We start from the raw sequence: 26,147 nt of genomic DNA on the forward strand, positions 1-26,147 counted from the left end.
AACTAAATTCTCACTGAGGACAGCAAAGCGCCCCGTCACTTCCCTACGGAAGCGACGGGGCGCTTTTCTAATCCTTATCCCGACCTATCGGGGTGAGAGATTAAGCGTCCTGGATGGGCCAGAAGACGTCAACCTCAACGTTCTCTTCACCGGAGGTGGGGTACTTCTCGAACTCAGTGTTGTGCATTGGCAGTTCTCCTTCGTGAGCGGGCGGGAATCTCTTCTCCCCCGCGTTAGCTCACCATCGGTAGTGAGCCCTAATGTTTCGCATTTGCGTCCTCGCAATGGCGGGAACAGTTATAAGTCTACGCCCCACGCATGTTGTGTTTCTACCATTTTTCCCACAATGTATGTAGAGACACATGAAAAATTCGAAAATCCCACACAGACCCCCTGAAATATCGCCTGAGAGCTTTTCTTTACCTCAGAAAAACCCACAAGACAACATTATTTCCCGTCAAATACGCCGCAAGTTTCGTGTGTCAGAACCCACAGTTCCCATGCACAGGAACGCAATAACAGCACACACGCTCAGAAAACAATACAACCCCACGGCTCAGGTCACATTTTTCCGCACTATTCACGAGAAAAATACCGGCAATATCTCCGCAACACATTTTCAGAACACAAAAATACGCCCTGGACAATACACCCCAGACAATACGCCACAAACAATACCCACCAGACAATAAAACAACGCGCAATACACGCAAAGAGGCCCCGGCACCACACGGTACCGGAGCCTCCTCCATGCTTTGATGTCAGCGGATATTGCTTTAAGCCAGCGAAATCAGATCCTGGTAATCCTTCGACCATAGGTCCTCCACCGCATCCGGTAGAAGCAGCACACGCTCAGGATCCAGCGCCTCCACGGCACCCTCATCGTGAGAAACCATCACGATAGCGCCCTGGTACGCCTTCAACGCGTTCAGAATCTCCTCACGCGAGGCGGGGTCCAGGTTGTTGGTCGGCTCATCGAGCAGTAGCACATTCGCACTCGACGCCACCAGGGTCGCCAGGGACAGACGGGTCTTCTCACCGCCGGAAAGCACACCGGCAGGCTTATCCACGTCATCACCGGAGAACAGGAACGAACCCAGAATCGTGCGCACGCGGGTGTCATCCAGATCCGGCGCGGCAGACTTCATGTTCTCAAAGACAGTGCGGTCGCCATCAAGAATTTCGTGTTCCTGCGCAAAATAGCCCAGCTTCGCGCCGTGACCGTACACAACCTCACCCGTATCAGGCTCGGTGGAACCAGCCAGCATGCGCAGCAGAGTGGTCTTACCGGCACCGTTCAGGCCCAGCACCACCACTCGCGAACCGCGGTCAATCGCCAAATCAACGTCCGTGAAAATCTCCAGAGAGCCATAGGACTTCGACAGGCCCTGCGCAGAGAGCGGAGTCTTACCGCACGGCGCCGGATCCGGGAAGCGAATCGCCGCAACCTTATCGCTCTGACGCTCCTCCTCCAGGCCGCGCAGAAGCTTCTCAGCACGCTTAATCATCTGCTGAGCGGCAACAGCCTTCGTCGCCTTCGCGCGCATCTTATTCGCCTGCTCCATCAGAGCATTCGCCTTCTTCTGCGCATTCGCACGCTCACGCTTGCGGCGGTGCTCATCCTGCTCACGCTGAGTCAGGTAGTTCTTCCAACCCATGTTGTACTGGTCAATCACGCAGCGGTTCGCGTCCAGGTAGAAGACGCGGTTGACGACCAGCTCCATCAGCTCAACATCGTGGCTAATGACCATCAGGCCACCTGAGAAGTTCTTCAAGAAGTCGCGCAGCCACAGAATCGAATCGGCGTCCAGGTGGTTGGTCGGCTCATCCAGCAGCATGGTGTCCGCATTGGAGAAGAGAATACGCGCCAGCTCCACGCGGCGACGCTGACCACCCGACAGAGTAGACAGCGGCTGGGCGAGCACACGCTCCGGCAGGTCCAGGTTGGAGGTGATGACCGCCGCCTCCGACTCAGCCGCGTAGCCGCCGCCGGCAATGAACTCAGCCTCAAGACGGTCGTAGCGGCGCATACCCTTAGCGCGCACCGCCGGGTCCTCACTCGCCATATCGTCCTGCGCCTGACGCATCTTGCGCGCCACACCATCCAGGCCACGCGCCGAAAGGATGCGGTCACGCGCCAGCTGGCTCATGTCATCCACCTTCGGGTCCTGCGGAAGGTAGCCGATAGTGCCGCTGCGGGTGACCGTACCGTCAGCGGGCAGGGTCAGACCGGCAAGCACCTTAGTCATAGTGGTCTTACCAGCACCGTTGCGGCCCACCAGACCAATCTTGTCGCCCTTATCGATGCGGAAGGTGACCTCTTCCATGAGCAGGCGCGCGCCTGCACGCAATTCGAGGTTCTGTACAGCAATCATGGGTGCCTTTCCGGATGGCGGTCTGGTGTGTGGGTTGATAGTGCTCGGTAGGCGGGATTTGCCGGGTTAGAGGCGGCGAGCGCGCAGAGCACCTCATCAATTTTAGTGCAGGTGTGCCGAGTGCGCATGTGGGGCACCTTTTGTTTTTGTGGTATGCGGTGTACTATACATACCGAACACCATTCATAGAACATTGTTCAAAACTGGGTTGTGACAAACAGTCAACCACCGCCACCCTCAACTCTGTAGAAAAATCTGCAGAGCAATACGCATCAAAGGAGTACCACCCCAATGACCGATTCCGTGCGCGAATCAGCCCAGGAACCCCAGGCACCCCAGGCACCGCGCCGTAACGTAGCGGCAAAGACCTCCCTCGCCACCGACCTCTCCCTCATCGCAGTGTTCGCGGGCTTCATCGCCGCGCTCGCCATCATGCCCGCCGTCAGCTTGGGCGGCGTTGCGGTTCCCTTCACCTTCCAGACCCTCGGCATTTACATCACCGCACAGGTGCTCGGCGGCAAGCGTGCCACCGCCTCCGTGGCGCTGTACCTGCTGGTTGGTTTCGCTGGCCTGCCCATCTTCGCTAAGGGCGGCGCCGGTTTGGGTACGCTCGCCTCCCCGAGTGCCGGTTATCTGCTCGGCTTCCTGCCCTTCGCCGCTATTGCCGGTACCCTCGCATACCTGCTCACCCGCAACACCCGTTCGGTTGGCGCGACCTTCCTTATGGCTCTGGTCGCGAACTTCTGCGGTTTTGTGGTTCTGACCGCCTGCGGTATCGCCGGTATGATGGTGAACGCCCACATGACTTTTGACGCCGCGTTCAGCGCGGCAATGGTATTCGTTCCCTGGGATCTGGTGAAGTCCACGATCGCGGTTCTGGTTGGTTTGTCGGTACGCCGCGCCTTCCCGTCCCTGGCTTCTGCCCAGCGTTAAAAGCACACAATGTGCCACACGAGAGGATAGCTATGTTTTTTCGCCGCTCCACGCGCCAGCCTGCACCGCAGCAGGTGCAAGGCGAGCAGGCGGTGAGCGCCTCTACCAGCATGCCCGCCCTTGAGCTTGAATCGGTGAGTGTTTTCACCGAGCTGCCCGAAGGCGGGCATCGCCGTATCCTCAAGGATGTAAGCCTGCGGTTCACGGCGAAGCGCACCGCGGTGCTGGGCCTGAACGGTAGCGGCAAGTCGACCCTGCTAGGGCTTTTTAACGGGCTCACCCACCCGGATGAAGGTATTGTGCGAGTGAACGGTGTCGACACTCTGGAGACACCGAGCCGCGGCTCGACGGGTGCTCGCGGTAATTCCCCGGGTGCTTTTGAGGGCGTGGGCATGCTCTTCGCCCAGCCGGAGGCGCAGCTGATTATGCCCACCGTTGCCGAAGATATTGACCTGAGCCTGCGCCGTGCCGCAGCCGTTGAAGGTAGCACCCTCAGCGGTGAGCAGCGCCGCGAACGGATTCGTGAACTGCTCCGCGAACGCGGCCTCGAGCACCTGGAGAACCAGAGCGTTTTCACCCTCTCAGGAGGCGAAAAGCAGCTGGTCGCTCTCACCAGCGTGCTGGCGGCGCGCCCGCAGATTCTTCTGCTCGATGAGCCGACCACCCTGCTGGATTTGCGTAATCGCGCGCGGCTACTCAAGCATTTGGAGTCGCTGGATCAGATGCTGGTGCTCAGCACGCACGACCTGGATTTGGCGGCGTCCTGCGATGAAGCCGTGATTATTCATGACGGTCGTTTGCTCGCCCAGGGGGATGCGGCGCAGCTGGTTCAGCAGTACCGCACGTGGTGTGCCGAGGGGTTCCCGAATGAAGGCGCCGATATCGAAGATGCAGGCGACAGCACGGACACTGCAGGAGGCGCGCATGGGCGCTAACACGCCGCGCGTGAATCCTCGCCCCGCCGGCCAGGGCTCGGATTTCATCCCCGGTACTCTGCTGGTGGGTTTCTACCAGCCGTTGAACACGCCGGTGCATCGGGCGCCGCTGTGGTTCAAGGGCACGCTCTTCTTTGGGTTGTTTCTGCTGTTGGCGGTGACCAGCTGGCAGGTGGCGCTGGTGGCTTTGGTTGCCTCCACGCTGTGCGCTCTATGGGCTGGTGTGCCTGCCTCCCAGCTGTGGCTGGTGGTTCGCACGCTGTCTCTGCTGCTACTGATTATGGTCGGCTATTACGTGTTTACGGGTCAGTACGCCTCCGGCGCGGATGCTATCGCGACTATGCTGACGGCTTTTTATGCGTCCCGCGCTCTGCTGGTGAGCACTCCCCTGCCGGTTCTGATTGACGGCTTTGTGAGGCTGTGTTCGCCGCTACGTTTCGTTGGTCTTTCCCCAGAGCGTCTGGGTCTGCTGATTGCGTTGATGATCCGGTCAATTCCGGCGCTCATGGACCGTTGGGGTGCGTTGCGCAGGGCGGCGGTGGCGCGTAACCTGCCCAAGCGCATGTATTGGCGGCTGCTGATTCCGTGGGTGGTGCAGGCGGTTGATTACGCGACGGCGACCGCTCGTGCTTTGCGGGCGCGGCACGTGGACGAGCTGAACTAGCGCAGATACGCGAGAGGGGCGGGGTGAACCGTGTAGGTTCATCCCGCCCCTTCGCTTTAACTCGCCTAGCTAGGCTGGTTTAGGGCGTTTCAATGAGGAGCACCGCCGGGAGCTGCTCCCACCACAGGTACCAGTCGTGCTGACCGTAGAGCGCCTCCACGAGCTTGTCGAAGCCGCGGTAGACACGCACCGGCATCGCCGAGGAAACCATCGTGTGCTCGACCGCCAGGATTTCGGCGTCGCGGCGGGTTGTGACCGGCACCGGCGTGTAGAACTCGATAAAGTCTGAGGCGATAACAGCCGGGTAGGCGTCGTCGCGTTCAAACCAGTAGCGGGCAATGGACAGCATCGCCTCGGGGCTGGGACTGGAATCCCACCCGCCAAAGGGCAGGTAGGCGAACACCCCGGATGCGTCCCGCAGCGGCAGGTCCATGATGAGCAGTTCCGCGGCGCTGTCAATGTCGGTGGCCTTAACCTTCTCATTGATGATGCCGGCGGTCAGTTCGAAGGGGTACTCCGCTTTCAGGGGCGTGCCAATATCGTCTTCGCCGAGTTCGCCGTTCTCCATGAGGCGGCGGTAGGTCTGCAGGTAGGTGCTCTCGTTCAGGTGCCGGAACGCCTCGTGCGCGGCGACTTCTACACCGACTTGATCCAGGTAACGATGCTGGTCGGTGATGAGCTCGTGTGCGTACCGCTTGACGGTGTCGGCGGTGATGTCCTGTACTGGGGTTGAGGTACGTAGGGAGACGTTATTCTCAATGGTTCCGAGCAGGGTCGGGTCGAGGGCAACCACGATGGGGGTTGTTCCCCGGTTCTTGCCCTCGTAGAGGTGTTCGAGGTATCGCCGGTTAAGTTCGGCTCGTGGGGCGCCGTGGCGGATTCGCTCGTGTGGGTAGGGATACAAAGCGACGAAGCGCTCGTAGAGCTCTGCCATGGTGTTCTCCGATGTTTGGTTGCCCCCAGTTTATCGCGTATTTTCGCACAAAAATCCGGGTTTTTGGATGTTTTAGCAGGGCACGGAGGGCGTGTAATTTTTTCGTTTGATGAGTGTGTATCGGTGTGTGCTAAACACGCTTAAACTGCCTTTGTGTTGGGCGGTTTGAGCACCTGTTTTCGCCAGAAAAAGTTAGAAATTTTTTTGCCACCATATGAGATTTTGGGCGAGTTACACCGGGCGGCGCCAAAGGGTGCGGCAGACACTTTCGCGGTGGTGCGGGGCGCCTCCTGCGGGTCGGTATCCGCTGCAGAACTCTGGTAGAACAGGCACCAAGTTTATGATTTGCAGACATAAAGCACCCTATTTTCTTCTTCGGCGCGTCATATTTGACGTATTAAGGGTGTTTCGGGCGAGTTCCGCCACCGCAGCCCCACAGCTGGCGTAGAGTGTTGGTACCAGCTACCACCCGTGCCGCGTTGGTGCGGAAAACGTCGCTGAGACCATCAACTCGCAGGAGTTCAAACCAACGGAGGTTCTCATGTCGAATAACTACTACAAAGAGATGGTTCGCCTGGCAGACAGCATCGCTGATAAGGCGCATGAGGGGCAGACTGACCGTAACGGCTGGCCCTACATCTCCCACCCTCGCCGTGTGGCTCTTGGGGTACGTAAGCTTGCGTGTGAGTTGGCTGCCGCGACTCACCCTGATATTTCTTTGGAGGAGCTGAAGGCTGAAGCGCAGATCGTGGCGCTGCTGCATGACACGGTGGAGGATACCGGCGTTTCCCTCGCATATCTGGCTCGTCACTTCTCGGCGCGTATTGTGGATGCGATTGAGGCCTTGACCCGCCGCCCGGGTGAGTCGCGTGAGTCGTATCTGAGCCGGGTGCGTGTGAATGATTTGGCTCGTCTGGTGAAGCTTGCCGATATTGCGGATAATACTGACCCGCAGCGTTTGGCACTTCTGGAGGAACCGACTCGTACCTGCCTCATGATCAAGTATGAGCACTCGCTGAAGCTGCTGCACCTGAACGACTAGGTAGGCGCAAAACCCAGAAGACACAAAAATACCCGCCCGGTGCCGAAGGCATACACCTTCGGCACCGGGCGGGTACCTTATCTACGAGTCAGGAGCTTAGATGTTGAAGCCCAGCGCGCGCATCATATCGCGGCCGTCCTCAGTAATACGCTCCGGACCCCACGGCGGCATCCAAACCCAGTTCACACGCCAAGAATCAACCAGGTTATCCAGGTTGCTCTGAACCTGCTCCTCAATAACCTCCTGCAGCGGGCACGCCGCAGTGGTCAGAGTCAGGTCCAGAATGAGGGTTCCATCCTCATCCCAGCGCAGACCGTAGAGCAGACCGAGGTCAACAATATTGACGCCGAGCTCCGGGTCAATGACCTCCTTGAGGGCTTCCTCAATCTCTTCCTGAGGAACACGACCCTGCACAGTCTCAGTCATAGTTCTATCTTTCTGTCAGAATCCGGTCAGGGAAGAAGCTTACTTCTTACCTACGTAAGCTACGTAGCCCTCTTCTTCCAGGCGGTCAGCCAGCTCGGGGCCGCCCTGGTCAACCATCTTGCCGTCCACGAACACGTGCACGAACTGCGGCTTGATGTAGCGCAGGATGCGGGTGTAGTGGGTAATCAGCATGACGCCCATGTCGTTAGCCTCGTGCGCACGGTTAACGCCCTCAGACACGATCTTCAGTGCGTCAACGTCCAGACCGGAGTCGGTCTCGTCCAGGATGCCGAACTTGGGCTTGAGCAGCTCCAGCTGAAGGATCTCGTGGCGCTTCTTCTCACCACCAGAGAAGCCCTCGTTCACGTTACGTGCGATGAACGCGGGGTCAATCTCCAGGTTCTTCATGGCTTCCTTAACGTCCTTAGTCCAGGTACGCAGGGAGGGAGCCTTGCCGTCCACAGCGGTCTTAGCGGAACGCAGGAAGTTAGACATGGTCACGCCGGGGATCTCAACCGGGTACTGCATAGCCAGGAACAGGCCTGCGCGTGCACGCTCGTCCACGCTCATCTCGGTGATGTCCTCACCATCGAGCAGGATCTGACCGGAGTCAACCTGGTACTTGGGGTGGCCAGCAATGGTGGAAGCCAGAGTGGACTTACCGGAACCGTTCGGGCCCATGATGGCGTGAATCTCGCCCGAGTTGATGGTCAGGTTAACGCCCTTCAGGATGGGCTTGGTGGTTTCGTCGTCGAGGATAACCGAGACGTGAAGGTCCTTGATTTCAAGAGTAGACATTGATTTCTCCTGGTAAAGCTTAGTTGTTGCTGAGGGCGAGCTCTGCCTCAAGGGCCTCGGTGAGCTGCTCTTCAAGTTCGGGAACACGGATCTGCTGAATAATCTCGTTCAGGAAGCCGCGCACGACCAGACGGCGTGCCTCAGCCTCCGGAATACCGCGAGCCTGCAGGTACCACAGGTGCTGCTCATCGAGCTGGCCGGTGGTGGATGCGTGGCCGGCGCCCTCAATCAGGCCGGTCTCAATCTCCAGGTTCGGCACGGAGTCGGCGCGGGGGCCAACTTCCAGCAGCAGGTTACGGTTCAGCTCGTAGGTGTCGGTGCCTTCTGCATCCTTACCAATCAGAACGTCACCAACCCATACGGAGTGCGCACCCTTACCCTGCAGCGCGCCCTTGTAGGTCACGCGGGACTTGCAGTTGGGTACGGAGTGGTCCACGAACAGGCGGGACTCAATGTGCTGGCCTGCGTCTACGAAGTACAGGCCGTACATTTCAGTCTCAGCGCCGGGAGCGGTGAACTTGGTGGAGGGGGTCACGCGCACCAGGTCGCCGCCGAGGGACACCACAACGTGCTTGAAGCGTGCGTTGCGGCCCAGCTTAGCGTAGTGTGCGGAGGTGTGGATCGCGTCGTCAGCCCACTGCTGCACGGAAACAACGTTTAGCTCAGCCTCGTCGTTCACCACGAACTCAACGTTCTGTGCCAGGACGGTGGAGCCGGTGTGGCGCAGAACCACGACAGCCTTCGAGAAGGGCTTAGCCTCAATCACGATGTGCTGCGCGGCAGCCTCGTTGCCGGTGCCGGTGATGTCGATTTCCACGTGCTCAGCCAGTTCAGCTTCGGCGGGGATGGTCACCACGGTTGCTTCGGTGAAGTTGGACCACGCGTTCGCTGCCACACGGTCCTCGGGGATACCCGCGGAGCCGATGCGTGCGTCCTCGCGGGAGACGGTCTCAACCTGAACCTGCTCGGGTGCAGTGATCTTCGGTGCCGGTGCGGTGCCGGTCAGCTTCTCCAGGTGCAGGCCACCCAGACGCTTCAGCGGGGTGAAGCGCCAGTCCTCTTCACGACCGGTCAGGGGTGCGAAGTCTTCCACGTTGTAGGAGGTCTTACGCTCTGCACGGGATGCTTCGAGTACCTTCTGGACGTTGTTCGGGTTGGAGCCCTGGTGGTGTGCCTCGGTGGCGCGCATCAGGGTGTCATCGTGGGCGAACTCGGTGGCGAGCTTCTCGCCCTCCTGGTCCATGCCGGGGATGATCGGGGAGTGGTAACCCAGGGTTTCTTCGTTGGTCGGCATTAGCCCACAGATCCTTCCATCTGAAGTTCGATCAGGCGGTTCAGTTCGAGTGCGTACTCCATCGGCAGCTCGCGGGCGATAGGCTCAACGAAGCCGCGGACGATCATCGCCATTGCTTCTTCTTCGCTCAGGCCGCGCTGCATCAGGTAGAACAGCTGGTCCTCGGAGACGCGGGAAACGGTCGCCTCGTGACCCATGGTTACATCGTCCTCGCGGACATCCACGTAGGGGTAGGTGTCGGAGCGGGAGATGGTGTCCACCAGCAGTGCGTCACAGACCACGGAGGACTTGGAGTGCTTAGCGCCCTCACGAACCTGAACCAGGCCACGGTATGCGCTGCGGCCGCCGTTACGTGCCACGGACTTGGACACAATGGTCGAGGAGGTGTTCGGTGCAATGTGAACCATCTTCGAACCGGTGTCCTGGTGCTGACCCTCACCCGCGAATGCGATGGACAGGGTCTCACCCTTAGCGTGCTCGCCGACCATGTAAACAGCCGGGTACTTCTGGGTGACCTTTGAACCGATGTTGCCGTCCACCCATTCCATGGTGGCGCCCTCGTGCGCAACCGCACGCTTGGTCACCAGGTTGTAGACGTTGTTCGACCAGTTCTGGATGGTGGTGTAGCGAACGCGTGCGTTCTTCTTCAGCACAATCTCAACCACTGCGGAGTGCAGGGAGTCGGACTTGTAGATGGGGGCGGTGCAGCCCTCAATGTAGTGAACGTAGGAGCCCTCGTCAGCGATGATCAGGGTGCGTTCGAACTGGCCCATGTTCTCGGTGTTAATGCGGAAGTACGCCTGCAGCGGGATCTCCACGTGAACTCCCGGGGGAACGTACACGAAGGAGCCACCGGACCATACGGCGGTGTTCAGTGCGGAGAACTTGTTGTCACCAATCGGGATGATGGAGCCGAAGTATTCCTTGAACAGTTCGGGGTATTCGCGCAGACCGGTATCGGTATCGACGAAAATCACGCCCTGCTTCTCCAGGTCCTCACGGATCTGGTGGTACACGACCTCAGACTCGTACTGTGCAGCCACACCCGCGACGAGGGAGTTACGCTCCGCCTCGGGAATACCCAGACGCTCGTAGGTGGTGCGGATATCCTCGGGCAGTTCCTCCCAAGAAGCCGCCTGACCCTCGGTCGAGCGCACGAAGTACTTGATGTTGTCGAAGTCGATTTCGGAAAGATCCGCACCCCAGGTGGGCATGGGCTTACGCTCAAAGAACTTCAGCGCCTTCAGACGCATATCCAGCATCCACTGGGGTTCGTTCTTCTTCGCAGAGATGTCGCGCACGACGTTCTCGTCCAGGCCGCGCTTTGCTACCTGGCCTGCTTCGTCGGAGTCTGCCCAACCGTACTCGTAGTTGCCAATGCCCTCGAGTTCGGGGTTCATCTCCAGGATCTCTGAAATGACGGTGTCGTTGGCGTTCTGCCCAACTTTCTCAGTCATTACGGCCTTTCTTCGATGGTTATTACATTTCTCTCCGCCACCTGCCGGTTGCAGGCGCGGTAGTTTTAGGGGCTGATGCCGCTCTCGACCACGGCGTTTAACGCAGCGTGGGACGGGCGGGTTTCAGCGTGCGAGTCGCGCCCCTTGAGGGGTTCATCGGGGTGCGCCGCGGGGTACTGCGGTAAGCGTTACGCGGAAGGTTTCTCTAGGAATAAGTTTCTCTAGGATTCTTCTGCGTTCTTCTCACCCTCGGCGGTGACACGGTTCAGGGGCACGTGCGTGGTACACACGTGAGCACCCGAAGCCATGGTTGAAAGCCTACGGACATCAACGCCGAGCAGGTCAGAAATAATCCCGGTTTCCTGCTCGCAGAACACTTGGAAGTCTCCAGCGAGGTCGCGTACCGGGCAGTGACCCTGACAGAGCTGAATACTTGCCAGAAAATGCTCGGGAACGGTTCGCCCTGCAGGAGGCGCGGTGACCTGAGCGGTCGCCACGAAACCGTCCTTGCTCATTGCCTCTGCGAGCGCCTGCGCTCTGGCTGCCACGTCATCACCGGCGGCTTCTACGACGGGTCGGTAGCGGGCTTCCATTTCTGCGGCGCGGGCGGAGGCGAAAGCTTCGAGGGCTTCCTGCCCAACCGTGTCGCGGAGCATTTGCAGGGCGTCGCGGGCGATGATGAGGTAGTCGTTGCCGAGGCGTTCGTGGCCCTGGGGGGCGATCACGTAGCGGCGGGCGGGTCGTCCAGCTCCGGCGCCGTGCTTTTTGATGGGCGCGACCTCGATCATGTTGTTGGATTCGAGGGCGTCGAGGTGGCGGCGTACCGCTGCGGGGGTGAGGCTGAGGAGCTCACCGAGGGTTGCTGCGGATACGGGGCCGTTATTGAGGACTTCACGCAGGACGCGGTCCCTGGTGCGTTCTTCTGCCTCGGCTTTGCGCTTGGATGTGCGTGCCGCGGAGGACTTTGTACTGGAAGCACCAGTAGAGCCCGAGGCGGCGGTTCGGGTGCCGTTTCGGGTCTGCGCCTCGTTCGTTGAGGCGCGCTGAGGGGTCTTATTCACGGAATACACAAATAAAGTATGTCCTAATTAGTTTTCCTTTGGCTAGTTAGGTACTCCTACTTGCTAACTTTTCTACCTTAAGGTGAACTTTTGAGTCGTTACGGGTGTGCTTTAAACGTGAGTTAGGGCATAAGATGAAGGGGGCACACACGCTCCTTCATCGAAAAAATCGAAAGTGACTGTCTATGGAGACCACCACCGCGGGCCAGCAGGACCACCCTGGGCGTGCATCCGCCGCGCCAACGGCACACGCTGAGCACCACACGGAGCCCAGCGCCTCCCCCACCGCACGACGACGCATCGTCGCCGAAGAACCGGCGCTCAGCATTAAAGACCTCATCAAAGAGTTCAAACCCTCACGCGCCTTCCGCACCAAATACCCCGAACGGCTCACCGCCAGCGGGCTCTACCGCGCCGTCAACAAGGTCAACCTGCGCGTCTTCCCCGGTGAAGTGGTCGTCCTCCTCGGAGCCAATGGTGCCGGTAAAACCACGACCCTCGCCTGCGCCCAGGGCCTACTCAAACCCACCCGCGGTACCGTGCGCCTGCTCGGAGAAAACCCGCTGCAGGCGGACCCGGAGCTGCGCGCCAAGGTCGGCATTATGCTCCAGGACGGCGGCCTGCCCAACGCCATGCACCCCATTCCGCTACTCGAGCACATCTCGACCATGTACACCGACCCGTACCCGGTCGAAGAGCTTGCAGAACGCCTGGGCATTGATGCTTTCAACGGCACCACGATTCGCCGTCTCTCGGGTGGTCAGAAGCAGCGTGTCTCCCTCGCTGCCGCCCTCATCGGCCGCCCGGACGTGCTCTTCCTCGACGAGCCTTCCGCGGGCCTGGATCCGCAATCCCGCAACGTCGTCTTCGACATCATTCGTGAACAGCGTGAACTCGGCACCGCGATTGTGCTCACCACGCACCTGATTGACGACGCGCAGAAGCTCGCCGATTACGTCTACATCATTGAAAACGGCACCACGGTTCAGGAAGGCACCGTCTCCGAGCTTATCGCCAGCGACAGCACAAACCGCATGCAGTACACACTGGATGCACCCACCCCCACCCGTGAGCAGCTGCTGCCCGCGCATCTGCGTGCCGGTGTGGAGCTCATCGAGAAGGTGCCCTACACCCCGGCTCGTGACGGTGCGCCCTCCGTACCCGGCGAGTATGAGCTGGTCGGCGCACTGCGTCCCGAGCACCTGGCGGCGTTCACCTCGGCGCTCGCCGAACGTTACCTCATGCCGATTTCTCTCACCATGGAACCGAAGACTCTTGAGGATGTCTTCCTCGACATTTCAGGACGTGATATCCGATGAGTAACACCGCACGCACTAACAACAACCGGGCGGCCAACAACCGGGCGGCAGAAAACCAAGTAAAAGAAAAGCCTGCAGAAGAGAGCCGAGCGGAAGGGAACCGAATGGAAGAACGCGCCACGAACACCCACCCCGTAGACACCCGCCCCAGAGTCTCCTCCATTGACGAAGACGAAGAATATATTCCCCCGCGCGCGAACTACCCGCTCGTGCGCGTGATCGAGCAGGGCCGCTACGAGACCATGGCGATGCTCCGCAACGGCGAGCAGCTGATGCTCAACATTATTTTTCCCGTCATGGCGCTTATCGCCCTGCGGTTCACCGGTCTGATTGATGAGTACGCAAACTCAGTCGGTGTATCCCGCATGGATGCGGCGGTCCCCGGCGTTCTGGCGCTCTGCGTGATTTCTACGGCGCTGTCAGGCCAGGGCATTGCGACCGGTTTTGATCGCCGCTACGGTGTGCTGCGGTTCCTTGCGACCACTCCCCTGGGCCGTAACGGCCTAATCATGGGCAAGTGCATTGCGGTGCTGGTGGTCGTGGCGATTCAGTTCACGCTGGTGGCGGCGCTCGGGTACGGTCTGGGCTGGCGCCCGGACGCTATCGCTGTCTCGCGCTCCATCATCACGATGCTCATGGGTGCCGGCGCGTTTACGGCGCTGGGTCTGCTCATTGCCGGCACGGTGCGCGCGGAGGCGACCCTCGCCATCGTGAATATTGCCTGGGTCATTCTTGCCGGTGCTGGCGGCGTGGTGTTCCCGCTCAAGTCCTTCCCCGACTGGTACGCCGGAATCGTGGCGTGGTCGCCCTCGGCGGCTCTGGGCGATGCGTTGCGCGGCAACTTCATTCAGCATCAGTGGCTTGCCGACCCGCACTGGGTACTCATCGTGTGGACCGTGGTCATTGGGTTTATTGCCTCGCGCAAGTTCAAGTGGTCTGACTAGCTCAAGTGGTCTGACTAGTAGCAACCTGGCAGGCAGCGCTTTTCGCGCATACAGCTAAAGCAACTGCAGGTTAAAAAGGCGGGCGCCGGATATGTTTCCGACCATATCCGGCGCCCATTCATATAACACAAACCTTTAGCCTCAACCTTGCACAAAGTGTACGGTCAGAGACTAAAAGAAAGCACCCTCCTCCAGAACCTTTTATCTCACCACCACAGTAAGATAATCAACGGTTCTTACGCGGAGGAGGGGCTTCAATCACCGAGATGCAGACCGACCCAACCACTGTTTCGGTCTGCAACCTTCCTGCTCAACCTTAACATGAGCTTCACCACTTACACAAAAATTGTTACGTTACTGAACAATATTCAGCGCATAGCTCAGAAACACAGCTCAAACATGCACCGTGAAATCCACAGCGCCCGCGTTGTAGCGTAGCTTTTTCTCCATCTCAGCCCCGTATCACCCTGTGAATGTCTGCATTCACACACCGGATACTTCCGCCCAGTGAACTATCCTGTTAAAACGAAAGGGTCGAAACAACTCTCCGGACGCCCCGCACCTACCCTGGTACCTAACCAGGCACCTACCGGCGCGGGAATAAGCACCCCGGAAGGCACGTTACACCCGACGGACAGCGCGCTAGCACAAGCCTGCTGGCGCATCCACTCACGTTGTGAAAGGACACCCACGTGGCAGAGAACTTCCAGTGGACAGAAACCGACCAGCGCGCCGTAGATACCGCACGTATCCTCGCCGCAGACGCCGTAGAAAAGGTTGGATCCGGCCACCCCGGCACCGCAATGAGCCTGGCGCCGGTCGCCTACCTGCTCTTCCAGAAGGTCATGAACCAGGATCCCTCCGACGACCGCTGGGAAGGCCGTGACCGCTTCATCCTCTCCCCCGGCCACACCTCCCTCACCCTGTACACTCAGCTGTTCCTCGGCGGCTACGGCCTGGAAATGAAGGACCTGGAAGCCCTGCGCACCTGGGGTGCCCTCACCCCCGGCCATCCCGAATACAAGCACACCAAGGGTGTAGAAATCACCACCGGCCCGCTCGGCCAGGGCCTGGCATCCGCCGTTGGTTTCGCCTACGCACAGCGCCGTATGCGCGGCATGTTCGACCCTGAAGCAGCACCGGGCACCTCCCCCTTCGACCACCACGTCTACGTCATCGCCTCCGAAGGTGACGTGCAGGAAGGCGTCACCGCCGAGGCGTGCGCGCTCGCAGGTCACCAGGAGCTCGGCAATCTGATCGTCGTCTGGGACCGCAACCACATCTCCATTGAGGAAGACACCGACGTTGCCTTCACCGAGGACGTAGCAAAGCGCTACGAGTCCTACGGCTGGGATGTTCAGCGCGTGGACTGGACCCGCACCGGCGACTACGTTGAGGACGTCGCAGAACTGTACGCCGCTATTGAGCGTGCGAAGGCTGTCACCGACAAGCCCTCCTTCATTGAGCTGCGCACCATCATCGGCTACCCTGCGCCCACCAAGCAGAACACCGGCGCAGTGCACGGCTCCAAGCTCGGTGCTGAAGAGGTCGCCGCAACCAAGGAACTGCTCGGCTTCGACCCCGCCAAGAGCTTCTTCATCGAGGAGAACGTCCTGGCACACACCCGCCAGCTTGTCGAGCGCGGCGCCGCTGCGCACAAGGCATGGGACGAGAAGTTCGAGGCGTGGGCCAAGGCTAACCCCGAGCGCGCCGAACTGTACAAGCGCCTCGTCGCAGGCGAACTGCCCGCAGACTACAAGGCTGCCTTCCCCGTGTTCGAGGCTGGCACCTCCGTGGCAACCCGCGCGGCATCCGGCACCGTCATCAACGCTATCGCTGACACCTTCCCCGAACTGTGGGGCGGCTCCGCTGACCTCGCCGGCTCGAACCTGACCACCATCAAGGGTGCAGAGTCCTTCAACCCGGCATCGCGCAGCACCGAAGACTGGACCGGCAACCCCTACGGCCGCGTGCTGCACTTCGGTATTCGTGAGCAGGCTGCCGCAGCAATCGTCAACGGCATCGTGCTCTCCTCCCCCACCCGCGCGTTCTCGGGCACCTTCTTCGTGTTCTCCGACTACCAGCGCCCGGCTGTTCGCCTCTCCGCGCTGATGGGCGTTCCCGCACTGTACGTGTGGACCCACGACTCCATCGGTGTGGGCGAGGACGGCCCCACCCACCAGCCGATTGAGCACCTCTCCTCCCTGCGCGCTATCCCCGGCTTCGACGTAGTTCGCCCCGCGGACGCTAACGAAACCGCCGTCGCATGGCGCACCATCCTGGAGAAGTCCGACCGCCCCGCAGGTATCGTGCTCTCCCGTCAGAACCTGCCCGTCTGGGCTCGTGAAGACGTGCACGCGGACGCTGAGGGTGAGAAGTTCGCTTCCGCTGAGGGCACCGCACGCGGCGGCTACATCATGGCTGACACCGAGGGCACCCCGGACGTCATCCTGATCGCTACCGGTTCCGAGGTTGAGCTGGCCGTTCAGGCTCGCGCAACCCTCGCCGAGCAGGGCATCGCGGCTCGCGTGGTCTCCATGCCTTCGCGTGAGTGGTTCGCTGAGCAGAGCGAGGAGTACCGCGAGTCGGTTCTGCCCTCCTCGGTTGCAGCACGCGTCTCCGTCGAGGCTGGCCTGGCAATGAGCTGGTACGACCTGCTCGGCACCGCCGGCCGCGCCGTGTCCATCGAGCACTTCGGTGCATCCGCCGATGCGAAGACCCTGTACCGCGAATTCGGTATCACTGCGGAGGCTGTCGTGGCCGCCGCTAAGGATTCCATCGACGCCGCTAAGTAGGCAGTAACAACGCCGCGGTAACTGCCGCGCACACTGCGCTCCCCCTGTACGGGTGGGGTGCGGACGCAACGGGTAGGCTCCGGCTGACCGCTCAGCCGGAGCCTCCCGCCGCCCAGAAGATTTCACTGATATCTCAAATTTCAATTTCGACAAAGAATCGAAGGTTTTCACATGTCTGAGTCCACTCAGAAGCTTTCCGACGCCGGCGTCTCCATCTGGCTTGACGACCTCTCCCGTGAGCGTCTGACCAGCGGCAACCTCGCCGAACTCATCAAGACCCACAACGTCGTCGGTGTGACCACCAACCCCACCATCTTCGCTGGCGCGCTCTCCAAGGGCGCCGCATACGCCGAGCAGATGCGTGAACTTGCCGCCGCCGGCGCAAGCGTTGAAGAGGCAGTCTTCGCCGCAACCTGCGACGACGTGCGCGCAGCCTGCGACGTGTTTGCACCCGTTTACAAGGCATCCAACGGTTTTGACGGCCGCGTCTCCATCGAGGTTGACCCCCGCCTGGCACGCGACGCCGAAGGCACCGCCAAGATGGCACGTGAACTCTACGAGCGCGTGGGCCGCGAAAACGTCATGATTAAGATCCCCGCAACCCAGGAAGGCCTGCGCCCCATCGCGGAAACCCTGGCTGCTGGCATCAGCGTGAACGTGACTCTGATCTTCTCCCTGACCCGCTACCGCGAGGTCATCAACGCCTACATGCTCGGCCTGGAGCAGGCGCTGGAGAACGGTAAGGACCTGTCCACCATCCACTCGGTCGCATCCTTCTTCGTCTCCCGCGTAGACACCGAAATCGATGCACGCCTCGAAGCTGCCGGCGGCGACGCTGTGCAGCTCAAGGGCAAGGCAGGCCTGGCAAACGCACGCCTCGCCTACGAGGTGTTCGAGGAAATGTTCTCCTCCGAGCGTTGGGCACGCCTGCAGGCACACGGCGCAAACGTACAGCGCCCGCTGTGGGCATCCACCGGTGTGAAGGACCCCTCGCTGCCGGACACCCTGTACGTCACCGGCCTGGTCGCACCCAACACCGTGAACACCATGCCCGAGGCAACCCTGAACGCTGTTGCCGATCACGGCGAGGTTACCGGCAACACCATCGTGCCGAACTACTCCGAGTCCAACAACGTTCTGGACGCTATCTCCGCTTACGTCTCCTACCCGGAGGTCGTGGAGAAGCTCGAGGTTGAGGGCCTGTCCAAGTTCGACGTCTCCTGGGAAGAGCTGCTGCAGACCGTCCGCGAGGCACTCGAGCAGGCTAAGTAAAACCAGGCGACACAGCCGAATCTACAGCTGCTGAAATTCGGAAGCCACTGAAGTTCAGCAGCCACTGAAATATAGCGCATGACCAATGCGTTCCCGGTGTGCACCACCCGACGCACACCACCCGATATGCACGCCCACCATATTGTGGGCACAGCACCAATCCGCCGGGATTCTCGTAGAGATTCTGACCGGGATTTTCGCCAGGGTTCCCGCCAGGGCTTCACTGCCCGAGGCGCCCCAGGGAATCTCGGCGGGTTAGGTGCCCCTCATATCGTCCCGTCAAAAACCGGTACAATACAGGGTACACACCTTCCAGAATGCGGCATCGCCTCCGCGCGACAAGGTACGAACCGCGCGCCGCACGAACCAACCAAGGCAATCAAAGGAATATATTGTGACTATCGGTCATGAAGCGAACCCCCTCAGGGACACTCGCGACCGCCGCATTACCCGCATTGCGGGGCCGTCCGCGCTCGTCTTCTTTGGCGTAACCGGTGACCTGGCCCGCAAGAAGCTGCTTCCGGCAGTGTATGACCTCATGAACCGCGGTTTGCTCCCGCCGAGCTTCGGCCTCGTCGGCTTCGGCCGCCGCCCCTGGAGCGATGACGACTTCCGCGCCTATGTGCGTGAATCTGTTGAGGCAAACGCCCGCACCCCCTTCCGCGAGGACGTATGGAACCAGTTCCAGCAGGGCATGCGATTCGTTGAAGGTGCCTTCAACGACGACGCAGCCTATGAACAACTCAAGAGCACCCTTGCCGAACTCGACGAGCGTGGCGCTCACGGCAACCACGCCTTCTACCTCTCCATCCCCCCGAAGGCATTCGAGCAGGTCCTCACCAAGCTCGCCGAACACGACCTCGCATCCCGCGATAACGACACCATCAACCCCGTCGACGGTTGGCGCCGCGTGGTCATTGAGAAGCCCTTCGGCCACAACCTTGAGAGCGCACGCGAGCTGAACTCCATCGTGGAGGCAGTCTTCCCGCCCGACGCCGTGTTCCGCATCGACCACTACCTGGGCAAGGAAACCGTTCAGAACATCCTGGCGATGCGTTTCTCCAACCAGATGTTCGAACCGCTCTGGAACTCCAACTACGTTGACCACGTCCAGATCACCATGGCTGAAGACATCGGCATCGGCTCCCGCGCAGGCTACTACGACGGCGTGGGTGCGGCCCGCGACGTCATCCAGAACCACCTGCTGCAGCTGCTCGCCCTCACCGCCATGGAAGAGCCCCTCAGCCTCGACGCAAAGCACCTGCGCGCCGAGAAAGCGAAGGTCCTCGAAGCAGTCCGCATCGACGACCTGCCGAACTCCTTCGCGCTCGGCCAGTACGCCGCAGGCTACCAGGGCGGCGAGCACGTCAACGGCTTCTTCGACGAAAACGACATCCCCGCAGACTCCCGCACCGAAACCTTCGCAGCGCTGAAGGTGTCCATCGCAAACCGCCGCTGGGAAGGCACCCCCTTCTACCTGCGCGCCGGCAAGCGCCTGGGCCGCCGAGTCACCGAAATCGCCGTGGTCTTCAAGAAGTCCTCCGACCGTCTCTTCGGCGAACGTGAAAACCCGCAGGTCGGCCAGAACGCCATCGTCATCCGCGTGCAGCCCGACGAAGGCATGACCATCCGATTCTCCGCGAAGGTGCCCGGCACACAGATGGAAATCCGCGACGTCAACATGGACTTCGGCTACGGCCACTCCTTCACCGAAGAGTCCCCCGAAGCCTACGAACGCCTCATCCTGGACGTTCTGCTCGGCGAGCCGCCGCTGTTCCCCCGCCACGAAGAAGTTGAGCTCTCCTGGAAGATCCTCGACCCCTTCGAAGAGTACTGGGAAGAAAACCGCATTAAGCCTGAACCCTACGAGTCCGGTTCGTGGGGTCCGCGTTCAGCACACGAGATGCTTGAGCGTGACAACCGCGCTTGGAGGCGCCCGTGATCTCGCACCTGCATAACACCACCGTTTCCGCCATCAACAAGGAACTGAGCCACCTGACTGCCGCCAACGGTAGCCTCAGCAGCGGACGAGTACTCACCCTCGTTGTTCTCGCGGAAAAGGGCCACTCCCGCGAAGCAATGCGCGCCGCAATTCGTGCCTCCCACGAACACCCGAGCCGCATTATTGTGCACATCTCTCACGACCCGCTCGACCCGGACCAGCTGGATGCAGAAATCCACCTCGGCGGCGACACCGGCGCATCCGAGATGATTGTTCTGCGCGGCTGGGGTAGCGCATCCCGCCCGACCGAAGCACTGATCTCCGGTCTGTTGCTGCCGGACTCCCCGATTGTGGTCTGGTGGCCGCACTCGGTGCCCGAGAACCCGGCACAGCACTCCATCGGTCGTATCGCGCAGCGTCGCATTACCGACTCTGCACGCGCCGACGACCCGAAGGAAGCGCTGCGCAAGCTCACCGACGTATTCCGTGCAGGCGACACCGACCTGGCATGGACCCGCCTCACCCTGTGGCGCACCCAGCTGGCGGCGCTCATGGAGCAGATGCCTTCCTCCCCCGTACGCCGCGTGGTTGTGTGGGGTTCGAGCAAGTCCCCGTCCGTGGTGCTACTCGGTACGTGGCTCGGCTGGAAGCTTGAAGCGCCCGTACACCTCGCCACCATCGGCGCGGCAAACCGTGGCCTGTACCGCGTCAGCATTGAGCGTGAAGACGGTTCCGTGACGATGTTCCGCCCCGGCATTTCCGTGGCGACCATCTCCACCCCGTACGCGCCCGATCAGCAGATTGCGCTGCCGGTGCGTACCCTCGCCGAGTGTATCTCTGAGGAGCTGCGCCGCCTCGACCCGGACGACACCTACGGTGACGTGCTGAAGCAGGCGCTGTGCACCGTAACCCTCGTGGACGATACCTGCCAGCCTGAAGACATGCTGGATCTCGAAGAATACCCGGAGGTTTTCGATGCCTAAGATTCAGAACATGGGCGCATCCACCCCCACCCTGGTGGCGCACCCGACCCGCGACGCTCTCGCAGCGGACGCGGTGACCCGCATCCTCGACATCATTGAGCACGTGCTCTCTGAGCGCACGATCGCCCACATTTCGCTGACCGGCGGCACGATGGGTATCGCCACTTTGAAGGCGTGGGCTGAGAACGAGCGCGTGAAGGATATCGACTGGTCCCGCGTGCACTTCTGGTTCTCCGATGAGCGTTTCGTACCCGAGCGTAGCCCCGAACGTAATGACGGTCAGGCTATTGAGGTGCTGCTCGCTCCCCTGCTGTCGCACGGCCTGGTCGTGGGCAATGTGCACCGCATGGGTCCGTCCGATATTTTCACCGGTCTTGAGGCTGCGGCTGAGCACTACGCCTTTGAGATGCGCGACTACGCCGGTTCTGCACCGGCTGTGAGCGTGCAGATGCCCGAGGGCGCAACCGAACTGCCGCTGGCTGGCGGTCACGGTGGCGGCGCAGGTCACGAGCACGGCGGCTCCGGCGGCTGTGGTTGTGGTGGCGGCGGTTGCGGCTCTTCCGCACCCGAGCAGTCCATCGAAGAGACCACTCTCGAAGACTTTGACGCTGAGGCTGCTGAGCCCGCAGGTGGTTGCGGATGCGGCGGCGGAGGCTGCGGTGGTGGCGGTGGCGGCCAGTGGCCCGCACCGGTCTTTGACATCACCCTGCTGGGCATGGGCCCGGACGGTCATATTGCTTCCCTGTTCCCGGGCCGTAAGCAGGTTCTGCTGGGTACCGGTCTGCCGGAGGATCCAGTTGAGGGCGGTAAGGCTGTGACCGTGATGGTTTCTGATTCGCCGAAGCCGCCGGCTGAGCGCGTGTCGGTGACCCTGCCGATTATCAATAATTCGCGTCACGTGTTCTTCCTCATCACCGGTGAGGATAAGCAGGATGCGACCAGCCGCCTGCTAGCTGGCGCGAAGCTGGACGCTGAGGACCTGAACGCGGAGCTGCTGCTGGAAACCCCGGCGGTGGGTGCACGCGGTAAGAAGCAGACCCTGATTTTTGCAACCGAGGAGTCGCTGGCTCCTGAGAACCGCCCGTAAGGTTCGGTTCTGAACTGCATCAACAAAAGAGTGGAGCCCCGGATAGTTTCGACTACCCGGGGCTTTTCTCTATGGTTTTACACCACCCCGAATGGTACTAGAAGTGGTACTATGAAGTATGCCGAGTATTGAAGATTTAGTCGCGAAGATGGCCTCCAGCCCTCAAAACGTTACTTTCACTCAACTTCAAAAGGTATGCACCCATTTCTTTGGAGCGCCGCGTATCCGCGGATCTCACCACTACTACAGCACCCCCTGGCATGGTGACCCTATTGTCAACATTCAACAGGGAAACTCCGGTAAAGCAAAGAAATACCAAGTCAAGCAGGTTCTAACTGCCATTCGAAAACTGGAGAATAACGATGACTAGTACTCTCCCCCGCCAGGAGCTCTACACCTACCGCGTCGAGTGGTCTGAAGACGACCAGGAATTTGTCGGAACCGTCGCAGAATTTCCCAGCCTCTCATACCTGGCCCCAACCTCTACCGAGGCATTCGCAGGTATTCGAGAAGTCGTCGCCGACACCCTCGAAATTCTTGAAGAAGACGGCCGCGAGGCACCCGAACCGTTCTCTCTGCGTTCCTTCTCAGGACGATTCAACTTGCGTGTTTCACCGCAATTGCATCGTCGTCTGGTTCAGCAGGCAGCGCTTTCTCACCAGAGCCTGAACCAGTACGTGAGCCAACAGCTCGAAGCAGTCGCCTAAGTAAGCCAGTACATCTTCATCATCCAACGAAGATTCCAAAATGTTATGACATGACAAAAGAGTGGAGCCCCGGATAGTTTCGACTATCCGGGGCTCCACTCTTTTGCTACGCCCACCTACTGTTCAGCAGCGGCAGGATTCTGCGGCTCTTGCTCCTCCGAAGATTCATCCGCCTCAAAGCCCACGTACAGTGCCGCCAGCGACGGAACCGTCGCCTCCAGCACCTCCTGTGCCTCCTCGGCGGTCGGGGCGAGCTTCGCGCCGGTCAGTTGCAGGTACTCGCGCACCGTCATCGGCTGCGCCCAGTCGAAGTGCTCACGCACGGCGGTGATATTCGCGCCGGACTGCAACACGTTAATGCCGCGGGCAAGACCAATATCCGTCACCTTCACGATGGCGTCAGTCTCATCGGGAATCTCGTACGGGTCGCGGTTCTGCAGGTCCACAATGAACGGCAACACGCCGCGGCTCTCAGCGCGCAGAGCGAACTTGGTGTGCACCTGGCTCACCTCGTGCACCTCACCCACGCCCACGGCGGGCACCACCATGAAGCCCGCCTGCAGGTCGTTCACCGCGTCCAGGGTACTTGTCTGCCCGAAACCTGAGTACAGCTGCACCACCGGCACGAGGTAGCACACCTCCGCCTTGAGCGCCTTGCGCGCCTCAATGTCGATGTACTCCCAGGCGCCGCCGGTACCGTCCGTAATGTCACCGGAGTGGTGCGCGTAAATGGCACCCTGGCTGTTCTTCGCGGTCTGCGACCAGTAGCTGATCTTGTCCATGTAGTTGCCTTCGGCGTCGAACATCATCAGCGACAGGTCAATGTCCACGCCCTCATCCCAGAAGCAGAAGAGGCGAATCACGCCAGTGGGCGGCAGGTGCACCGTGGAGGTGTTGTAGCGGCCCATACCGTCCAGGGAGGGGCGGGCGCTGCGGGTGTTCAGCGGCATGACCATGTCCCCCACCTGCTCGGGCAGGTAGATGCTGGTCTCGGCAAGGCGGCCGGACAGACCAATCTCAACCAGGCGTTCCAGCAGGTCCAGCACCGCCGGGCTGTACTCGCGCGCCGGAATCATGGTGGCGATGCCGGTCTTGGACAGGTTCATGCGCTGCGGGGCGGCAGGCTGATCCTTCTGAGCTGATGCCTTGCGGCGCTCCTCGCGCTGGCTCGCGGGGCTCTCGGAACCGACCGGAATGGACGGTAGCGGGTTCTCCGGACCGGAATTATCCCCAAAGAACGAACCCAGCGGGTTCGGGATGCCCGCGTTCTGCATGATGTTCTGAACCCTCGCGACGCCCTCCGGGTTGCGGCGCGCGTTGTCAGCGAGCTCCCGGTCCTCCTGCACCGCCACCGGGTTGGCGGGGCGTTCCTTCGGCGGGTTCGCGAGCGCGTTACGCTGCAGGGTCACCAGGTTACGAATCTGAACCAGGATGGGCGCGGAAACGCGCGGCGCCACGGCGGCAAACGCGTCAAAGATGACCTGCTGGCCGGGGCTCGGGGCGGTGTCAATGCCGTAGCGCGGCGCCTCGAAAGCGGTCAGGGCGCGCACCAGCTGGCGCGCAAAAACGCCCGGGCGGGTGGAGAGCAGGCGAGCCACGTTCTGCGCATCCCGGGTTGCGTAGGCGCGGTCCACCAGCGACTCGAAGCTGTACACCTCACCGCGGTACAGGTCGTCAGCCCAGCGGCTCAGCGCGGTCAGCGAGGGGTAGTCTCCGGGGTGAATCGCCTTGACGAGGCGCTTGTACATTTCAGCTGCGGGCGCGCTGTCGTAGCGGGCACCGACCGGGTCAGCTTCAATGATGCGGTTGAGCAGGTGTGCGATGCGGGTGCGTTCGCTACGGCGTAACTTCAGGCGCGGGGCGCGGCTCAGGCTCAGGTCGCCCACCGTGCCGTTGAACCGCAGGCGCGAGTAGGCGGCGGCGAGGGCGAGCGCCTCCTTCATGGTGTACAAGTGCTCAGCGTCTTCGGGGTGCAGGCAGGCGGCGATGAACACGCGGTTTTCGCGGCTGGTGTTCTCCGGTCGGGCAGCCGGCAGCGCGTCATGCTGGGCGAGGAAACGGCGCAACGCCACCAGGTCGCGCTGGTCGGTCTGGTTGTACGCCTGCTGCTGACCGAGCAGCTGCTGGTAGAGGGCACCCGCCATGATCAGGGCGTTCTGCACGCCGCTGACCATCTGCAGGGGTCGGCGGTTGCGTTCCATACTGGTGAAGTTGGAGCGGCTCATCGGCTGCTGCCACTCGTAGGGCACGTAGTTCTCGGGCAGGCCGCCAAGGATTCGCTCGGTGCCGTCCGGGTTGTAGTACGGGTTGGAGAGGTAGTGCATGATCTGCTCGGTGTAGCGCTGCTCGTCGGTGAGCGTCAGGGCGCGCAGATCAAAGTCGCGGCGGAACACGCGGCCGGGACGGTAGCCGTATTCGTAGGACCAGATGGTTGCGAACAGGGCAAATTCGTTGGCGCTGGCGTTCAGCGCCTGGGCGAGGGACTCAGGGCTGAGGGTCAGACCGCAATTGCTCAGGACGGATACTCGCCCCAGGTCGGTGTCGAATGCGCCGGAGTGGTGCAGGTCGTTAATGCTCGAGTAGTTCGAGCGGTAGTAGGGGCCGTCCAGGTCGGTGAAGACGTACACGCCGTAGCGGCGCATCAGGATGAGGCGCACGAGGGGGCTGAGGCCCTCGGGCGCTTCGCCGTGAAGGTAGGCGGATTCGTTGAAGTAGGGTGATTCCTGCAGGTAGGGGGATGCGTCGTAGGGAGTGGTCACGGGTCGTCCTTTCCGTTGGTCTCACCCGGCTGTCACCGTCGGTGGTGTGTCTATGTTCTTATCGTAGCGGCGTGGGTGCGGGTTGTCGCGGGGTTTGGTCATCGGTGACCTGCGGGGGTACATATTCGCGGGGTAACAGGCGGTTACGTATCGCGGAGCCTGGGCGGCACTTATCCGTTGCTTGTTGATCGGTCGCTTGCTGATCTGTTGGCCGCTTATCTGTCAGCCGCGTGGGAACTGGGTTAAAAGAAAAAATGGCGGGAAGCGAAGAATCCGATAAATATAGGAAAGATATTTCAGAAAGTAGGACTCTTCATGATCCGCCATTACCTATAGAGTACTCCCGCCCCGCGACGGTGGTCAAGCCGTTTCGTCACCGAAGCATACTAGGGGTTTCTACTAGGGGGTTTCTACCCGCCG

General features: G+C 60.9%; 20 protein-coding genes. 12 read left to right on the forward strand and 8 right to left on the reverse strand.

The genetic code is table 11. The features are described from left to right. Positions 1-776: 776 nt before the first annotated feature. A complete protein-coding gene (gene abc-f / locus HMPREF2942_RS02495; RefSeq protein WP_070688256.1) occupies positions 777-2,375 on the reverse strand; it encodes a ribosomal protection-like ABC-F family protein in 1,599 nt (532 codons plus the stop codon). Positions 2,376-2,666: 291 nt separating this feature from the next. On the opposite strand from abc-f, the gene HMPREF2942_RS02500 reads away from it, so the two are divergent. Genes HMPREF2942_RS02500 through HMPREF2942_RS02510 form a run of 3 tightly spaced genes read left to right on the forward strand, consistent with a single transcriptional unit; the run spans position 2,667 to position 4,907 of the window. Beyond that, a complete protein-coding gene (locus HMPREF2942_RS02500) occupies positions 2,667-3,308 on the forward strand; it encodes a biotin transporter BioY (protein WP_049356981.1) in 642 nt (213 codons plus the stop codon). A 32-nt stretch (positions 3,309-3,340) separates the two neighbouring features. Then, positions 3,341-4,243, forward strand: a complete 903-nt coding sequence (locus tag HMPREF2942_RS02505) for an energy-coupling factor ABC transporter ATP-binding protein (RefSeq protein ID WP_049353103.1) — start codon at positions 3,341-3,343, stop codon at positions 4,241-4,243. Beyond that, the gene (locus HMPREF2942_RS02510) at positions 4,233-4,907 is read left to right on the forward strand and encodes an energy-coupling factor transporter transmembrane component T family protein (protein ID WP_049356983.1); all 675 of its coding nucleotides are present in this window, start codon (positions 4,233-4,235) and stop codon (positions 4,905-4,907) included. The genes HMPREF2942_RS02505 and HMPREF2942_RS02510 overlap by 11 nt, the downstream gene beginning before the upstream one ends. Before the next feature lie 79 nt (positions 4,908-4,986). Here the strand turns inward: HMPREF2942_RS02510 and HMPREF2942_RS02515 are convergent, their stop codons facing one another. Next, on the reverse strand, positions 4,987-5,841 hold the full coding sequence (locus tag HMPREF2942_RS02515) for a DUF4253 domain-containing protein (protein WP_049341268.1): 855 nt from the start codon (positions 5,839-5,841) through the stop codon (positions 4,987-4,989). A gap of 541 nt (positions 5,842-6,382) precedes the next feature. Between HMPREF2942_RS02515 and HMPREF2942_RS02520 the strand changes: the two genes are divergently transcribed. Further along, on the forward strand, positions 6,383-6,883 hold the full coding sequence (locus HMPREF2942_RS02520) for an HD domain-containing protein (RefSeq protein WP_049356986.1): 501 nt from the start codon (positions 6,383-6,385) through the stop codon (positions 6,881-6,883). Between the two features lie 96 nt (positions 6,884-6,979). On the opposite strand, the gene HMPREF2942_RS02525 is transcribed toward HMPREF2942_RS02520, so the two are convergent. From HMPREF2942_RS02525 to HMPREF2942_RS02545, 5 genes are all read right to left on the reverse strand, one after another. Continuing rightward, the gene (locus HMPREF2942_RS02525; protein ID WP_005506103.1) at positions 6,980-7,309 is read right to left on the reverse strand and encodes a metal-sulfur cluster assembly factor; all 330 of its coding nucleotides are present in this window, start codon (positions 7,307-7,309) and stop codon (positions 6,980-6,982) included. A gap of 39 nt (positions 7,310-7,348) precedes the next feature. Beyond that, positions 7,349-8,107, reverse strand: coding sequence for a Fe-S cluster assembly ATPase SufC (sufC, locus tag HMPREF2942_RS02530; protein ID WP_070688257.1), 759 nt, complete (start codon positions 8,105-8,107; stop codon positions 7,349-7,351). Positions 8,108-8,126: 19 nt separating this feature from the next. Further along, positions 8,127-9,401 (reverse strand): Fe-S cluster assembly protein SufD, encoded by a 1,275-nt coding sequence (gene sufD / locus HMPREF2942_RS02535; protein WP_070688259.1) that lies wholly within the window; start codon positions 9,399-9,401, stop codon positions 8,127-8,129. Beyond that, positions 9,401-10,858 carry a Fe-S cluster assembly protein SufB gene (gene sufB, locus HMPREF2942_RS02540; protein ID WP_005506110.1) on the reverse strand — a complete coding sequence of 486 codons (1,458 nt, stop codon included), beginning with the start codon at positions 10,856-10,858 and terminating at the stop codon, positions 9,401-9,403. Before sufB ends, sufD begins: the two co-directional genes overlap by 1 nt. Positions 10,859-11,079: 221 nt before the next feature. Next, a complete protein-coding gene (locus HMPREF2942_RS02545; protein WP_049327159.1) occupies positions 11,080-11,928 on the reverse strand; it encodes a helix-turn-helix transcriptional regulator in 849 nt (282 codons plus the stop codon). A 176-nt stretch (positions 11,929-12,104) separates the two neighbouring features. Between HMPREF2942_RS02545 and HMPREF2942_RS02550 the strand changes: the two genes are divergently transcribed. The 8 genes from HMPREF2942_RS02550 (at position 12,105) to HMPREF2942_RS02590 (ending at position 22,968) form a co-directional block, all read left to right on the forward strand. Then, positions 12,105-13,238, forward strand: coding sequence for an ABC transporter ATP-binding protein (locus HMPREF2942_RS02550; protein WP_070688262.1), 1,134 nt, complete (start codon positions 12,105-12,107; stop codon positions 13,236-13,238). Further along, positions 13,235-14,182: an ABC transporter permease gene (locus HMPREF2942_RS02555; RefSeq protein ID WP_070688264.1), complete on the forward strand. Its 948-nt coding sequence runs from the start codon at positions 13,235-13,237 to the stop codon at positions 14,180-14,182. The genes HMPREF2942_RS02550 and HMPREF2942_RS02555 overlap by 4 nt, the downstream gene beginning before the upstream one ends. Before the next feature lie 692 nt (positions 14,183-14,874). Continuing rightward, positions 14,875-16,977: a transketolase gene (gene tkt, locus HMPREF2942_RS02560; RefSeq protein WP_070688266.1), complete on the forward strand. Its 2,103-nt coding sequence runs from the start codon at positions 14,875-14,877 to the stop codon at positions 16,975-16,977. A 171-nt stretch (positions 16,978-17,148) separates the two neighbouring features. Beyond that, complete coding sequence (gene tal, locus HMPREF2942_RS02565) at positions 17,149-18,249, forward strand: transaldolase (protein ID WP_070604268.1); 1,101 nt, start codon at positions 17,149-17,151, stop codon at positions 18,247-18,249. A gap of 394 nt (positions 18,250-18,643) precedes the next feature. Continuing rightward, positions 18,644-20,191, forward strand: a complete 1,548-nt coding sequence (gene zwf, locus HMPREF2942_RS02570) for a glucose-6-phosphate dehydrogenase (RefSeq protein ID WP_049349675.1) — start codon at positions 18,644-18,646, stop codon at positions 20,189-20,191. Continuing rightward, the gene (locus HMPREF2942_RS02575) at positions 20,188-21,174 is read left to right on the forward strand and encodes a glucose-6-phosphate dehydrogenase assembly protein OpcA (RefSeq protein ID WP_005506118.1); all 987 of its coding nucleotides are present in this window, start codon (positions 20,188-20,190) and stop codon (positions 21,172-21,174) included. Before zwf ends, HMPREF2942_RS02575 begins: the two co-directional genes overlap by 4 nt. Then, the gene (locus HMPREF2942_RS02580) at positions 21,167-22,261 is read left to right on the forward strand and encodes a 6-phosphogluconolactonase (RefSeq protein ID WP_070688269.1); all 1,095 of its coding nucleotides are present in this window, start codon (positions 21,167-21,169) and stop codon (positions 22,259-22,261) included. Before HMPREF2942_RS02575 ends, HMPREF2942_RS02580 begins: the two co-directional genes overlap by 8 nt. Before the next feature lie 362 nt (positions 22,262-22,623). Next, positions 22,624-22,968 (forward strand): type II toxin-antitoxin system HicB family antitoxin, encoded by a 345-nt coding sequence (locus HMPREF2942_RS02590; RefSeq protein ID WP_070604265.1) that lies wholly within the window; start codon positions 22,624-22,626, stop codon positions 22,966-22,968. A gap of 116 nt (positions 22,969-23,084) precedes the next feature. Here HMPREF2942_RS02590 and HMPREF2942_RS02595 read toward each other — a convergent pair whose 3' ends face one another. Then, positions 23,085-25,727, reverse strand: coding sequence for a TerD family protein (locus HMPREF2942_RS02595; protein ID WP_070688271.1), 2,643 nt, complete (start codon positions 25,725-25,727; stop codon positions 23,085-23,087). Positions 25,728-26,147: the final 420 nt, after the last annotated feature.

Origin of the sequence: Rothia sp. HMSC071C12 (assembly GCF_001813895.1) — a bacterium.
In the GTDB taxonomy this organism is placed as follows: domain Bacteria; phylum Actinomycetota; class Actinomycetes; order Actinomycetales; family Micrococcaceae; genus Rothia; species Rothia mucilaginosa.